This is a genomic window from Lutimaribacter marinistellae (assembly GCF_042648365.1).
In the GTDB taxonomy this organism is placed as follows: domain Bacteria; phylum Pseudomonadota; class Alphaproteobacteria; order Rhodobacterales; family Rhodobacteraceae; genus Lutimaribacter_A; species Lutimaribacter_A marinistellae.
This window is the reverse complement of the sequence record NZ_JBHRXI010000016.1, coordinates 198,396-213,276: the sequence shown is the minus strand read 5'-3', so window position 1 is coordinate 213,276 and position 14,881 is coordinate 198,396. Positions and strand designations below refer to the sequence as shown.

General features: G+C 60.2%; 11 protein-coding genes. 9 read left to right on the top strand and 2 right to left on the bottom strand.

Annotated features, from left to right (window positions below):
• Positions 1-39: 39 nt before the first annotated feature.
• The 3 genes from hemA to ispG all read left to right on the top strand — a co-directional run bounded on the left by hemA (position 40) and on the right by ispG (position 3,874).
• Positions 40-1,263 carry a 5-aminolevulinate synthase gene (gene hemA, locus ACFORG_RS15125; protein WP_386736368.1) on the top strand — a complete coding sequence of 408 codons (1,224 nt, stop codon included), beginning with the start codon at positions 40-42 and terminating at the stop codon, positions 1,261-1,263.
• Positions 1,264-1,391: 128 nt separating this feature from the next.
• Positions 1,392-2,678, top strand: a complete 1,287-nt coding sequence (locus ACFORG_RS15120) for a helix-turn-helix domain-containing protein (protein ID WP_386736367.1) — start codon at positions 1,392-1,394, stop codon at positions 2,676-2,678.
• Between the two features lie 74 nt (positions 2,679-2,752).
• Positions 2,753-3,874, top strand: coding sequence for a flavodoxin-dependent (E)-4-hydroxy-3-methylbut-2-enyl-diphosphate synthase (gene ispG / locus ACFORG_RS15115; protein WP_386736366.1), 1,122 nt, complete (start codon positions 2,753-2,755; stop codon positions 3,872-3,874).
• Positions 3,875-3,930: 56 nt separating this feature from the next.
• Here ispG and ACFORG_RS15110 read toward each other — a convergent pair whose 3' ends face one another.
• Together ACFORG_RS15110 and ACFORG_RS15105 are read right to left on the bottom strand one after the other, a co-directional pair.
• Positions 3,931-4,689, bottom strand: coding sequence for a DsbA family protein (locus tag ACFORG_RS15110; RefSeq protein WP_386736365.1), 759 nt, complete (start codon positions 4,687-4,689; stop codon positions 3,931-3,933).
• Positions 4,686-6,059: a M48 family metalloprotease gene (locus ACFORG_RS15105; protein ID WP_386736364.1), complete on the bottom strand. Its 1,374-nt coding sequence runs from the start codon at positions 6,057-6,059 to the stop codon at positions 4,686-4,688. Before ACFORG_RS15105 ends, ACFORG_RS15110 begins: the two co-directional genes overlap by 4 nt.
• Here ACFORG_RS15105 and ACFORG_RS15100 point away from each other — a divergent pair.
• From ACFORG_RS15100 to ACFORG_RS15075, 6 genes are all read left to right on the top strand, one after another.
• Positions 6,058-7,203 (top strand): pyridoxal phosphate-dependent aminotransferase, encoded by a 1,146-nt coding sequence (locus tag ACFORG_RS15100; RefSeq protein WP_386736363.1) that lies wholly within the window; start codon positions 6,058-6,060, stop codon positions 7,201-7,203. The two genes, ACFORG_RS15105 and ACFORG_RS15100, sit on opposite strands and share 2 nt — an antisense overlap.
• A gap of 64 nt (positions 7,204-7,267) precedes the next feature.
• Positions 7,268-8,488, top strand: a complete 1,221-nt coding sequence (locus ACFORG_RS15095) for an N-acetylmuramoyl-L-alanine amidase (protein ID WP_386736362.1) — start codon at positions 7,268-7,270, stop codon at positions 8,486-8,488.
• Positions 8,489-8,598: 110 nt separating this feature from the next.
• Positions 8,599-11,085 (top strand): penicillin-binding protein 1A, encoded by a 2,487-nt coding sequence (locus ACFORG_RS15090; RefSeq protein WP_386736361.1) that lies wholly within the window; start codon positions 8,599-8,601, stop codon positions 11,083-11,085.
• A 155-nt stretch (positions 11,086-11,240) separates the two neighbouring features.
• Positions 11,241-12,362, top strand: a complete 1,122-nt coding sequence (gene prfB, locus ACFORG_RS15085; RefSeq protein ID WP_386736360.1) for a peptide chain release factor 2 — start codon at positions 11,241-11,243, stop codon at positions 12,360-12,362.
• 82 nt (positions 12,363-12,444) lie between these two features.
• On the top strand, positions 12,445-13,875 hold the full coding sequence (locus tag ACFORG_RS15080; protein ID WP_386736359.1) for an amidase: 1,431 nt from the start codon (positions 12,445-12,447) through the stop codon (positions 13,873-13,875).
• Positions 13,868-14,671 carry a DUF2189 domain-containing protein gene (locus tag ACFORG_RS15075; RefSeq protein ID WP_386736358.1) on the top strand — a complete coding sequence of 268 codons (804 nt, stop codon included), beginning with the start codon at positions 13,868-13,870 and terminating at the stop codon, positions 14,669-14,671. The genes ACFORG_RS15080 and ACFORG_RS15075 overlap by 8 nt, the downstream gene beginning before the upstream one ends.
• Positions 14,672-14,881 lie beyond the last annotated feature (210 nt).

Sequence of the window (14,881 nt, the reverse complement as noted above, 5' to 3'; positions counted from 1 at the left end):
AGACGTCGGGTCAGGGGCTGAACGACCAAGGAGACCTCGGTGGATTACAACGCCCAGCTCGAGACTGCCATCGCCAGGCTGCATGACGAAGGACGCTACCGGACCTTCATCGACATCGAACGTCGCAACGGACACTTTCCGCATGCTGTCTGGACAAAACCCGATGGCTCGGAGCAGGACATCACCGTTTGGTGCGGCAATGACTACCTGGGAATGGGGCAGCACCCGGTCGTTCTGGAGGCAATGCACGAGGCGATCGACGCAGCAGGCGCGGGATCGGGCGGCACCCGCAACATCTCGGGCACCACGGTTTACCACAAGCGTCTTGAGAGCGAACTGGCCGATTTGCACGGTAAAGAGGCCGCGCTGCTGTTCACCTCTGCCTACATTGCGAATGACGCCACGCTTTCGACGCTGCCCAAGCTGTTTCCGGGCCTAATCATCTATTCCGACGCGCTCAACCATGCCTCAATGATCGAGGGCGTGCGCCGCAACGGGGGCGCAAAGCGTGTTTTCAGGCACAATGATGTGGATCACTTGCGCGAGCTGATGGCTGCGGATGATCCTGCCGCGCCGAAACTCATCGCGTTCGAGTCGGTCTATTCGATGGACGGCGATTTCGGTCCCATCGAGGAAATCTGCGATCTGGCGGACGAATTCGGCGCGTTGACCTATATCGACGAGGTTCACGCTGTTGGAATGTACGGTCCGCGCGGTGGCGGTGTAACAGAACGTGATCGTCTTGCTCATCGCATCGACATCATCAACGGTACCTTGGCAAAGGCCTATGGTGTGATGGGGGGCTATATCGCCGCCTCTCACAAGATGTGCGATGCGATCCGCTCCTATGCGCCGGGGTTCATTTTCACCACGTCGCTGCCACCAGCGGTGGCTGCTGGTGCCGCAGCTTCGGTCGCGCATCTAAAGCGTTCGCCCGAACTTCGCGAACAGCATCAGACACAAGCCAAGATCTTGAAAACAAGGCTGAAAGCGATGGGTTTGCCCATCATCGACCACGGCAGTCATATTGTTCCGGTGATCGTTGGCGATCCGGTCCACACAAAGCAGCTTTCAGACATGCTGCTCGATGGCTACGGCATTTACGTTCAGCCGATCAACTTCCCGACCGTCCCAAGGGGTACCGAGCGTCTGCGCTTTACCCCTTCGCCAGTGCATGGCCCGAACGAGATGAACAAGCTCATCCGGGCGATGGATGAGCTGTGGTCGCACTGTGCGCTGAATCGCGCCGAACTGGCCGGATGACTTCACGGCCCTGTGTCCAAACTCCGGCCTCCATGTTAAAGTTGCAGGAACAATAAGCGCTGACGAATCGTTAACGGATGATTCATGGCGTTGCGGTTAACTCGCGGCAGGAGCATGGGGCGGCAGGAATGATTGGGCGCAGGTCTCAGCGCATTGCAGAGGAGCACGAGGTCGAAAAACCGCGCGGTTTCGACGACTTCGAACTGCGCCTTGGCGACATCATGCGCGGCGAACGCGCAACGATGGGCAAATCCCTTCTGGACGTTCAACGTGAGTTGCGGATCAAGGCGAACTACATCGCCGCGATCGAAAATACGGACCCGGGTGCATTCGATACACCCGGCTTCATTGCTGGCTATGTCAGGTCTTACGCCCGCTATCTTGGCATGGATGCCGAAAAGGCATTCGCGGCGTTCTGCGAAGAAAGCGGATTCGAGGTTGCACATGGAATGTCTGCGCAGGCTTCCGTGGTCAAGAAACCTTCTGCCGAAATGGCCACGAAAAAGCCGGTCGTTCGTGACCCGTTTACTGCCCCTAACACACCCTTCGTGCCCGGCCGCGAGTCGGTTTTCGCCCAGATCGAGCCACGCGCAATTGGCTCCTCACTTGTGCTTCTCGCACTGATCGCTGGCATCGGGTACGGTGGCTGGTCCGTTTTGAAAGAAGTGCAGCAGGTCCAGGTCGCGCCTGTCGATCAGGCGCCGGTAGTCTTGTCGGATCTCGACCCTTTGCAAGCCGCGCAGACGGTGCCGGGCGACGACGAGCAAGGGCAGGGCGGCATGGTGTCGCCCAAGGCCGAAGCGTTGGATCGCCTTTACCGGCCGCAAGCGCTGGATGTTCCGGTGCTTGTCTCGCGCGATGCGCCCATTTCCACACTTGATCCGCGCACGATGGGAAGTTTCCGGGCGCCTGACCTGCCCGAGATACAGGTTACAAGTGATCAGTCCCGTCCGGGTCACTTCCTGGGCGAGGGCGTTGCCGATAGTGTCGCGAGGGATGTTGCTCTGGCGTTGGGCGGATCGGCAGAACCAGCGCGACCGCAGGTTCTGGAGGATGCTGCCCCCTCACTCACTATGGTCGCGGTTCGCCCCTCTTGGGTTCGAGTAACAGCCGCCGATGGCAGCAGCATTTACGAAAAGATCATGGAGCCGGGTGAAACCTATGAGGTTCCACTGACCGAGGAACCGCCGCGCCTGCGGACCGGCGACAGCGGTGCCATATACTTTGTGGTAAACGGCGAGAATTATGGCCCGGTCGGCGGTCGCGGTGAAGTGACCGGCAACGTGGCACTGTCCATTGCCGAGGTCGAAGGTGCCTATCAGGTCGCCGATCTTGAGCAGGACGGCGACCTCGCCCGTGTCGTTGCAGAGTTGCAGGCCCCGGCTTCTCCTGATCAGGCCCCTGCAGCCGACTAGCACGGTTGCCCGTACCCTGCATTGCGCCTATGTAGCTCAACATATACCGGAGCTGACACGGGACCCTTTCTGATATGTCTCTGAACCACGTGCGCCCTTGGCGGAACATCTACCGTCGAAAAAGTCGACGCATCATGGTGGGTGATGTCCCGGTCGGTGGCGAGGCTCCAATCAGTGTCCAGACCATGACTAATACGTTGACGACGGACGTTGCTGCGACAGTTGCGCAGGTGCAGGCGGCCGCCGAGGCCGGAGCGGATATCGTTCGTGTTTCGGTCCCTGACGAAGCTTCGTCACGCGCGTTGAAGGAAATCGTGCGCGAAAGCCCTGTGCCTATCGTCGCGGATATCCACTTCCATTATCGCCGCGGTATCGAAGCGGCCGAAGCGGGCGCGGCATGTCTGCGGATCAATCCAGGGAATATTGGCTCGCCGGAGCGGGTTCGAGAGGTGATCTCGGCCGCTCGCGATCACGGGTGTTCGATCCGGATCGGCGTCAACGCCGGGAGTCTTGAAAAGCACCTGCTCGAAAAATACGGTGAGCCATGCCCGGACGCGATGGTCGAATCCGGGTTGGATCATATCCGCATCTTGCAGGATCACGATTTTCACGAATTCAAGATCAGCGTGAAGGCGTCGGACGTCTTCATGGCGGCGGCAGCTTATCAACAGCTGGCCGAGCAAACTGATGCCCCCATACATCTCGGGATTACCGAGGCGGGTGGGCTGATGTCGGGGACGATCAAGTCGGCCATCGGTCTGGGCAACCTGCTGTGGATGGGTATCGGCGATACCATCCGTGTAAGCCTGTCCGCTGACCCGGTTGAAGAGGTGAAGGTCGGCTACGAGATCTTGAAATCTCTTGGCTTGCGTCACCGCGGGGTGAATATCATCTCCTGCCCGTCCTGTGCACGGCAGGGGTTCGACGTGATCAAGACGGTCGAAGCCCTCGAAAAGCGGCTGGAGCACATAAAGACGCCGATGAGCTTGTCCATCATTGGCTGCGTGGTCAACGGCCCCGGAGAGGCGCTGATGACCGATGTGGGCTTCACCGGCGGCGGTGCGGGCTCCGGGATGGTCTACCTGGCTGGCAAGGCAAGTCACAAAATGACCAACGACCAGATGATCGACCACATCGTCGAGCAGGTTGAACGGCGCGCCGAGGAACTGGAAGCAGCGCCTGACGCAGCCGAGTAAGCGCCGCGCAATAGTGCGCGGCGTGTCTTTGGTGTTTTACTGGCCGATTGTCGCGATCACTCGCGCTCCGCTCGGATCGCCTCGACAATGTCGAGCATCTGGTCGGCCGTCATGTAGCCGCGCATCAACTGATCGCCCATGACAAAGCTGGGCGTGCCCGAGATCTGCAGTCTTTGGGCCAGCGCATGGGTCTGGGCAATCTCCTCAGTGACCTCGTCGCTATCCATCCGTGCGAGGATCGGCTCGGGGTCGAGTCCCAAACCTTCGGCCAATCGGCGCAGGGCGACGTCGCCGATTTCGCCGCCGAATTCCATCAGGGCATCGTGGACCTGTTTGTATGCCGCGTCTCCCGCAACCTGTTTCGTCGCAACGGCAAAGCGCGAGGACATCATCGATGCGTCGCCAAGGATCGGGAATTCCTTGATCACGAAGCGGATATTGTCGTCCATCTCCAGCAGCTGCGCAACTTCGGGCACTGCACGGCGGCAGTATCCGCAGCGGTAATCCATGAACTCGACCACGGTCACGTCACCTTCGGGGTTTCCACCGACCCATGAGAAACCGTCATCAAAGATCTCGTCCGCGTTGGCCGCAACCAGTTGTTGATCGGCCATCGCTTCGGCTTCGGCCTGGCGCTGTTCCAGTATCTGGAACGCCTCGAGAAGGACTTCGGGGTTTTCCAGCAGGTAGCTGCGCACCTGCTCGCCGAAAGCTGCCCGTTCGGTATCGTTCAGCGCGTCAAGATCGAGCGCCGCGACGGGAGCGGCAGTCAAGGTCAGCCCTAGCAGGGCCGGGGTCGCAAATCGGAGCATCATCGTTTCCTTTTCTCTGCTCGTTCGGATGCCAGAAGAATATCCTGCGCGCGCTGCCAGCCCGGGGATCCTTCGGGCAGGCGGCCGATCGCTCGTCTGGCGTGAATACCCGCATCCGCCAGATCGCCGATAAGCGCATAGCGTTCTGCGGTCGTGACGGAGGCCATTCCAGCATCGCCGGTTTGGGCGTAGGCCAGTGCAAGGTCATGCATGAGCCGCGCGTTGCGCCAGTCGCGGGCGCGTGCCATTTCAAGAACCTCAAGTGCCGCGCGCGGTTGTTCCGCCAAAAGAAGCGCACGACCATACCCGGCACCGATCAGCGCATCGCGTGGGGCGAGCTCCTGGGCACGCGCATAGGCCTCGCGTGCGGATCCGATCCTGCGATTCTCCAGCAGGATCTGACCTTTGAGTTCATAGTAGAATGCGTCCTCGGGGCGTATCGCCAGCGCTCCATCGATGGCTGCCAGTGCGCGTCCGAGGTCTCGATTTCGGTGGTGTGCAATAGCTTCGCGCATCAGTCGGATGTCGCGATGGCTTTCTTCTGCTGCCCGCAACAGGGTCCATTTCGGAGACCGGGTGAAGGCGCTGGTCTTTCCCTTGATCCGCGCAAACCAGTATTCGGCGCTTGCGTTCGGTAGGGCCGGATCACCGTATGCATCAAGAAAATCCTGTGCCGCGCGCATCCTGTCCCGTGACAGCGGGTGGCTGCGCATGTATGGGTCTTGATTGACGGGTGACAGCAGTTCCTGCCCCGCGAATTCCTCGTGAATATCGACCAAACCCTGAACGGTAATCCCGGACCGGTGCAGGTAGCTGGCCGCAGAGCGGTCTGCCGATGCTTCCTCGGCCCGCGTGTGGCTGAGGAAACCGCGCATTGCCGAGCTTTGTGCCCCGAGCGCGATGCCGCCTGCGGCCTCACCAGCGCCTGCCGCCGCTGCAAGAAGTGCGAGCGCGGTGCCCAGCGAGGCCATGCGGCCGGCGGCCTCGAGGTTGGCCATGCGCCGCTGGATGTGACCGTTGGAGATATGTGCTGCCTCATGCGCGATCACCGCCTGCAGCATCTCGGGGCTTTTGACCTTGAGAATGAGGCCGTAGTTCAAAAAAATCGCGTTATGGTCGATCACAAACGCATTGAAGCGGTCGTTGTCCACCAGCAGGATCTGGACACGGCGTGTGTTCAGCCCAGCTGCGCGTAGGATGGGAAAGGCAAGTTCCCGCAGCCCGTTTTCGATATCGGGGTCCCGCAAAAGACCGATCGCGGCGGAAGAACCCGCCGTCACCAGCCACAGGACGAACGTCATCAACAGCGCCGGGATTGACGTCAGCCGGAGAAGGCGTGCACACACCATGCGCGCAACATGAGAGAAGGCCATGCGAAACTCAAGCCGATCCAGGGTCGATCCCTTCATTGTGATGGATGTAATGGAGGCCGCGCGACGCGCCGAGGAGGAAGGCCGCCGTGTCATTCATATGGAGGTTGGCCAGCCGGGCACCGGCGCACCCAAGGGGGCCCTGGCAGCCTTGGAAAAAGCGATGCAAGACGGGCCTTTGGGGTACACAGTTGCGTTGGGCCTGCCTGCATTGCGCGCGCGGATCGCACGAATGTATGCAGAGTGGTACGGCGTCGATCTGAACCCCGATCGCGTGATCATCACGCCCGGCTCTTCGGGCGGATTTCTGCTTGCCTTTACTTCGCTCTTCGACGGCGGTGACCGGGTGGGGATAGGGGCACCGGGGTATCCGTCCTATCGCCAGATCCTTCGAGCGCTTGGGATGGTGCCGGTTGATCTCCCGACCGCGGCGCAGAACCGCTATCAACCCGTTCCCGAAGACTTCGACCAGATGGATCTCGCCGGGTTGATGGTGGCATCGCCTGCCAATCCCACCGGTACGATGCTGGATCATGCCGCTATGCGCGCATTGATCGAAGCATCGCATGAGCAGCGGGCAAGCTTTATCAGCGACGAGATCTATCACGGGCTGGAGTATGAGAAAAAGGCGGTCACCGCACTGGAGATCACGGACCAGTGCTATGTCATCAATTCTTTCTCCAAGTATTTCTCGATGACCGGCTGGCGGGTCGGCTGGATGGTGGTACCCGAGGACCATGTGCGCACTGTCGAAAGGATCGCGCAGAACATGTTCATCTGCGCGCCGCATGCAAGCCAGATAGCGGCGCTCGCAGCGATGGATTGCGAAGACGAGTTGCAGGCCAACATGGATGTGTATCGTCGCAACCGTGACCTGATGCTCGAAGGTTTGCCGAAAGCCGGGTTCGATCGCATCGCGCCGCCCGATGGGGCGTTCTACGTCTATGCGGACGTCTCTCATCTGACCGATGACAGCCGCGCATTCGCGGCGGAAATCCTCGATCAAGCCGGGGTCGCGGTGACGCCGGGCCTCGATTTCGACCCCGAACGGGGGGGAGGCACATTGCGTTTCTCCTACGCGCGTGCGACGGCGGATCTGGAAGAGGGGCTGGAGCGGCTGTCTCGGTTCATGGCCGCGCGCGTCTAATCTTCGCAGATGGGCTTGCCTGCGCTATGCTGCGGGGCGAACGGATGACAAAAGGCCGGTGGGAATGAGCAGGATCCTTTGGGCGGTGGCGCTATTCTTGGCGCTTTGCGGTGCAGGCTGGACGCAAGGCTTCAGCGGTTTGGCGCGAATAGACCCGGAAACCAGCCGCGTGAGCGATGCTGGGCGTTCTGGCGTGACAGTTGAGCTGGGCTTGAGCCAAGGTGTGCCTTATCGCTTGTTCACCTTGGCGGAACCGCCGCGGCTGGTCCTGGATTTTCAAGAAGTCGACTGGACCGGGCTGTCGAACGACACCCTGCTGCAAACCGATAGAGTAGGTGAGGCGGCGTTCGGGGGCTATGTTCCGGGCTGGTCACGCATGGTACTGGTTCTGGCCGAACCGCTGGCTGTTGAAACCGCCGAATTGAGCATTGACGATGTTACCGGTGCTGCCCGCCTGTCACTCGCCTTGGGCCCAGTGTCAGCAACCCAATTCGCCCAAACGGCTGGCGCGCCGCGTGATGCGCGCTGGGATTTGCCCGATCCCGCCCCTATCGCGCCCTTGCCACGAAAAGCTCGGGATGCTGCACTCCGGGTGATGCTCGACCCGGGACATGGGGGCATCGACCCGGGGGCCGAGGCGGGTGCGGTCAACGAAAAGGGCCTGATGTTGACTTTCGCACGCGAGTTGCGGGACGTGCTGCTACGTTCGGGTGGGTTCGAAGTTATCATGACCCGCGATGATGATCGTTTCGTCTCGCTGGAACAACGCGTGGCCATGGCACATCGCGCCGAGGTTGACGTTTTCCTGTCCCTGCATGCCGATTCCCTTTCCGAAGGGCTTGCGCATGGCGCAACCGTTTATCTTCTGGCCGAGGAGGCCTCGGACGTGGCAAGCGCCAAGTTGGCTGAACGACATGATCGTGCCGAGTTGTTGTCGGGGCTCGATCTGACAGCGACCGACGATCAGGTGACAGACATTTTGCTTGACCTTGCACGCGCCGAAACCGCCCCCCGTGCCGAGGCCCTGGCCAATTCGCTGGTCGACGGAATGGCCCAACAAGGCGGGCCGATGAACCGCCGACCGCTTCGGCAGGCCGCGTTCTCGGTGCTCAAGGCGGCCGACATTCCGTCCGCATTGATCGAACTGGGTTTCATGTCCAGTCCTCGTGACCTGCGCAATCTGCAGGATGCGGAGTGGCGCTCGGGTATGGCGGTGGGAATACGCAACGCGCTTCGCAAGTGGCGTGAAGAGGATCAGGCGCGCAAGGCATTGGTGCGGCAATAGCCATGGCCCCGCGCGACGTTGCGCTCATACATGCCGAAAATGGTCCATGGGTTTTGACCCGTAACTGTGGCATCCTTATATAGGCGGCACCGCGGTAAAAGGGCAGTTCAGTGTTCCGGTTCATCTTCTCCTTCCTTGGGGCTATCTTCAGCCTCGCGACGCTTGGTGTTTTCATGGTGGCGCTGACGATCGGCGGCGTGTTCTGGATGTACGGTCGCGATCTGCCCAGCCACGAGTCGCTGGCTCAGTACCAACCGCCCACGATCAGCCGTATCTATTCCGGCGAAGGCAACCTGATCGACGAGTTCGCGCAGGAGCGCCGCCTGTTCACGCCGTCCGAGGACATCCCAGACCTGGTGAAGCAGGCCTTCATTTCGGCTGAAGACAAGAATTTCTATACCCATCAGGGGTATGATCTGCGCGGCATCGCGGCCGCCGGTTTCGAGGCGGTGCAGACCCGGGGTGAGACAGTACGGGGTGCGTCGACGATCACCCAGCAGGTGATGAAGAACTTCCTGCTGTCGGGCGACCGTCGCGCCGAGCGCAAGATCAAGGAGATCATTCTTGCCGCACGGCTGGAACAGACGCTGGACAAGGAACAGATCCTCGAACTCTACCTGAATGAAATCTACCTCGGCCAGAACTCTTATGGCGTGACGGCGGCTGCGCAGACGTTCTTCAACAAGACGCTAAGCGAACTGGCCCCGCACGAGGCCGCAATGCTCGCCTCGCTCCCCAAAGCGCCCTCGGATTACCATCCTGTGCGCAACAAGGAGCGCCTGTTGGCCCGACGCAATTTCGTGCTGAAGGAGATGTACGAAAACGGCTACATCACTCTCGCGACCTACGAAAGCGAAGTCGAAATGCCCTTGCGGTCCGTCCAGAACGGCGATTTCGAAAGCTTCCGCACGGCATTGCCGCCTCGGGATTATTTCACTGACGAGATCCGCCGGCAGTTGAGCGAGGATTTTGGCGAAGGCGAATTCTTTACCGGTGGGTTCACGGTGCGTGCTTCGATTGATGAGGAAATGCAGGTCGAAGCTGCTTCTGCGCTGCGCGAGGCTCTTGAGAAATACGACCGGTCGCGCGGCATCTGGCGTGGAACCAAAAAGACGGTTCCAGTTGAGATGCTCGATGATGAAGCGTCATGGCGCGACGCGCTTTCTGATGTGGACGTGGCGCGCGACATCGTGCTGCCGACGCGCTGGTATCCTGCGGTCGTGCTCAACGTGGCCGAGCAGAGCCTGACTGTCGGGATCGAAGATGGCCCCGCTGCGGGTACGGTTCCACGTTCCGACATCAAGTGGATGCGTGGAAACTTCTTCGACAACTTCAAGCGTGGCGATGTGGTTCTGGTCCGGGAGACCAGCGATGGCTGGTCGTTGCGGCAGGTGCCCGGCGTTCAGGGCGGTTTTGTTGCTATGGACGTGAATACCGGTCGCGTTCTGGCGATGCAGGGCGGGTTCAGTTACCAGCACTCGGTGTTCAACCGTGCGACACAGGCGCAGCGCCAGCCTGGGTCGTCTTTTAAACCGTTCGTATATGCAGCTGCTCTTGATAGCGGGTACAGCCCCGCGACGATCGTCGTTGATGCGCCCATCGAGGTGAACACGCCGCAGGGACTGTGGCGGCCCAAGAATGCCTCGAACAAGTATTATGGCCCAACGCCGCTTCGTACCGGGATCGAACGGTCGCGGAACCTGATGACCATTCGACTTGCGCAGGAAGTCTCGATGCAGGTTGTGGCAAGCTATGCCGAGCGCTTCGGCGTTTATGATGACATGGGCGCATATCTTGCAAATGCGCTGGGCTCGGAAGAAACGACGCTCTACCGCATGGTTGCCGCTTATGCGATGTTTGCCAACGGCGGCGAACGTGTCGATCCTACACTGGTCGACCGGATTCAGGATCGCTACGGTCGCACCATTTATCGCCATGACCGCCGGGACTGCGTCGATTGCAACAGTGATCGCGTCGGTCGGAACGCGGCACCCCGTATCGTGACCAACCGCGAACAGGTGATGGATCCCATCACGGCCTACCAGTTGACTTCGATGATGAAAGGCGTGGTTGACCGTGGCACGGCCAGCAGCACGGTGAAGCTGCCGGTGCCAACGGCCGGAAAGACCGGTACGACCAACGACGCCAAGGATGTATGGTTCATCGGATTTACGTCGAACATCGTCGCGGGATGTTACATCGGTTACGACCGGCCCCGGCCTTTGGGCCGCGGCGCCTCTGGCGGGGGTATGTGCGGTCCCGTTTTCCAAAGCTTCATGGAGAAGGCGGTGGCCAAGTATGGCGGCGGACCGTTCGATGTTCCGTCGGGCGGGCACTTCATCAAGATCGACCGTTTCAGCGGCGCGCGCCTTCCTGACGATGCGAACGGTGATTATGTCGTTGCCGAGTATTTCCGCGATGGTGAAGAGCCGATCTTTGGCCTTACCTATGACGGCGGTTTCGCCATGGGCTCGAACTTGCCGCTGGTGGAGGAAATGCAGCAAGCCGGTCGCCAGGTCACCACATCTACCGGGCAGAAAGCGACGGTCGGGCCGAAGGCAAACTTCGGCACCATCAGCTCCGGTGGTCTTTACTGACAACGAAATCCGACAGTTTGGTCGCGATCTTGGTGGGGCTCAGTTCCTGCAAGTCGAAAACGAGTTCCGCCGCTCTCTGAACGGCTCGCGTCTTGTGATGGACAACAGCTCTTGTTATCAGGCGGTTCTGATATCTCAACGTGGAAAGTGCACCCATGCGCGCCGAAATCCAGAACATCGTGGCCGACATCAGGAATTCGTTGGAGCTTTTGGCTCAACGTCTTGATTATGAAACGGCACCGCATCGGCTGGAGGAGTTCAACGCACGCGTTGAGGACCCCAACCTCTGGAACGACCCGGAAGCCGCGCAGAAGCTGATGCGCGAGCGCCAGTCGCTCGTCGATGCGATCGGAACGTATGAAGGTCTCAAGAGCGATCTCGAAGACAATGTCGAGTTGATCGAGTTGGGTGAGATGGAAGAGGATGACGAGGTCGTCACCGAAGCCGAGAATTCGATCCGGGCACTCAAGGAAACGGCTGCCCAGAAAGAACTCGAGGCGCTGCTGGACGGTGAGGCGGACTCCAATGATACGTTCCTGGAGATCAATGCCGGGGCAGGCGGGACAGAGGCTTGCGACTGGGCGCAGATGTTGCAGCGCATGTATGTCCGCTGGGCGGAAAAGCGCGGCTACAAGGTCGAACTCCAGTCCGAAGAAGCAGGCACAGAGGCCGGGATCAAGTCCTGCGCTTACAAGATCTCGGGTCACAACGCCTATGGCTGGTTGAAATCCGAATCCGGCGTGCACCGCCTGGTGCGCATTTCGCCCTTCGGCAAAGGCACGCGCGAAACGTCTTTTGCGTCGGTCTGGGTCTATCCGGTTGTCGACGACAACATCGAAATCGAGGTGAACCCGGCTGATATTCGTATTGATACATTCCGGTCTTCGGGTGCAGGTGGGCAGCACGTGAATACCACGGACTCTGCCGTGCGGATTACGCACGCACCCACTGGGATCGTGGTCACATCTTCCGAAAAGTCGCAGCATCAGAACCGCGACATCGCCATGAAAGCGCTGAAATCGCGTCTGTATCAGATGGAACTGGACCGTCGAAATGCCGAGATCAACGCGGCGCATGAGGCCAAAGGTGATGCGGGTTGGGGTAACCAGATCCGCTCCTATGTCCTTCAGCCGTACCAGATGGTCAAGGATCTGCGTACCAACCATGAAACCTCGGACACCAAGGGTGTTCTCGATGGTGATCTTGACGATTTCATGGCGGCGACCCTCGCGATGAACGTTGCTGGCAAGAGCAGGGCCGACGCCCAGGGCGAGTGACGCGGCTTCCCTCGTTTTTCCAGGTTCAAAAGCAAACCTCCGCTCGCTAGTCTTGATCTGCAAGACTGCGGGAGGGACATGGATGGAGCCGGACAAACTGGCCGGGTGTGAAGCCGTTGAACTGACGGCCGCGCTTCGAGCGGGCAAATTGAGCGCGTCGGACGTGATGCGGGCGACGCTGGACCGCATCGCAACTGTAAATCCCGAGGTAAATGCAATCGTCGCATTGCGCGATGAAGACTCGTTGATGGACGAAGCGCAGCGTGCGGATAAGGCCGAGTCCCGCGGGCCGCTTCACGGGCTGCCAATCGCCGTCAAGGATCTGGTCAATGTACGCGGTATCGCCTCGACGCAGGGATCGCCGCTGTTTGCGGATACGGTGCCGACCGAGGATGACATCCTGGCCGCGCGTTTGCGATCGGCGGGCGCCATATTGATCGGCAAAACGAATACGCCTGAGTTCGGTCTTGGGTCGCATACGTTCAACCCGCTCTACGGTGCCACGCGCAACCCCTATGGTGCTGGCCGGTCCTGCGGCGGCTCATCGGGCGGTGCGGCCGTTGCTTTGGCCACCGGTATGCTTGCGTTGGCGGACGGCTCGGACATGATGGGCAGTTTGCGCAACCCGGCCGGTTGGAACAATGTTTACGGCTTTCGTCCCAGTTGGGGACTGGTACCTACCGAGCCTCACGGAGATACGTTCCTGCATCAGCTTGCGACCCTCGGCCCAATGGCCCGAAGCCCGGCTGACCTGGGTCTGCTGCTTGACGTCATTTCGGGACCGGATCCGCGTCAGCCGCACGGCATGATCACGAAGCCGGTGAGCCCTGTTTCGCCTGCTGACCTGGAAGGGCTTCATATCGGTTGGCTTGGAGACTGGGGCGGTGCCTTTCCGATGGAGGACAACATTCTTTCGCTGTCGGAGGGCGCCTTGGCAGAGTTCGAGTCGCTTGGAGCCCGGGTCGAAACGCTTGCCCCGCCATTCGACGCCCACGCGATGTGGGACAGTTGGACAACGCTACGTTCATGGTCGGTTGCAACGGGCCTTGCACCGCTGGCCGAACACCGAGAACTGCTGAAGGACAGCGCTCAATGGGAGCTGGATCGGGGGCTTGCCTTCTCGGCGATGGATATCCACCGGGCCAGTGTCATCCGGTCGGATTGGTTCAAGACCGCGGCGAAGCTTTTTGAACGCTTCGATGCGTTGGTGCTGCCCTCAGCGCAAGTCTGGCCTTTCGATGTGGATCGTCACTGGCCCACCGAGATCGCCGGGCAAGGGATGGATACGTATCACCGCTGGATGCAGGTGGTTGTACCGGTCAGCCTGATCGGTCTGCCGTGTCTTGCCATTCCTGCCGGGTTCGGACCGCAAGGATTGCCGTTGGGCCTTCAATTGTTCGGGCGGCGCGGCAGCGACGCGCAGCTTCTAGGCATTGGGGCGGCGTACCATGCGCGCACGGGCTGGCCGCAAAAGCGGCCGGCGCTGCGCGAGATGGAGGCGACAGATGGCTAAACCTTTTGGTGTCCCCGCGCTCAGGCCAGCGCAAATGGAAATGCTTTGGATCGCCTTGCGCCGCGGGTGGAGCGATCTGCTGGCCGCGCCTTTGTACGCGATCTTGTTCTCGGCTGTTTACGTCCTCGGTGGCTGGTTGATTGCATGGGTTACCGTTGAAACCGAAACGACGTTCTGGCTGGTACTTGCAGCGATCGGCTTTCCTCTCTTGGGCCCCTTTGCCGCGGTCGGGCTGTACGAGGTGTCTAACCGGCTGGAAACGGGCGAACCGCTCAGGCCGGGAGAGATTTTTGGCGTTGTCCTTCAGCAGGGCAGCCGGCAACTCCCCTCTATCTGTGCCGTCATCGTTGTTGTCTTTCTATTTTGGTTCTTCTTGGGGCACATGATCTTTGCGCTGTTTCTGGGCCTGTCCACGATGACCAATATTTCAACCTCGTTCGAGGTGTTCCTGACCCTTGACGGCCTTGCGATGTTGGCGGTCGGAACGGTTGTCGGTGCGCTGTTCGCACTTCTGCTCTTCATGATCACGGTCTTGTCCATTCCGCTGCTTCTTGATCGGGAACTGGATTTCGTGACTGCGATGATCTCGAGCTATGCCTATGTCTCGACCAATTTCGCGGTAATGATCACTTGGGCTGTGATCCTTGCGCTGATGACCTTTGCCGCGTTGATACCTGGTTTTCTGGGTTTGTTAATCGTGTTGCCATGGCTGGGACATGCCAGCTGGCACCTCTATCGTCAGATCGCGGTGCCTGACGACGACACCGCGGTGCAGGGCGATGCCCAACCTGCCTGAGTTTCAAGGTTCCTCCCTGCCCATCCTTACGAGGCGGGCCCGCAGGGAGCCAGCCTCGGCCAGCCCTGCATCAAGCGCGTAAACATACGCGTGGGTGAGATAAAATCCAGCGGCTTCCTCGCTCAAGGCGCAATCGGCAGCCTCGGTGTACAGCCTGCTAAGACAACGCAGGTCTTTCGTACTATGTGCAGCAAGCAGCCGCTGGTCGAG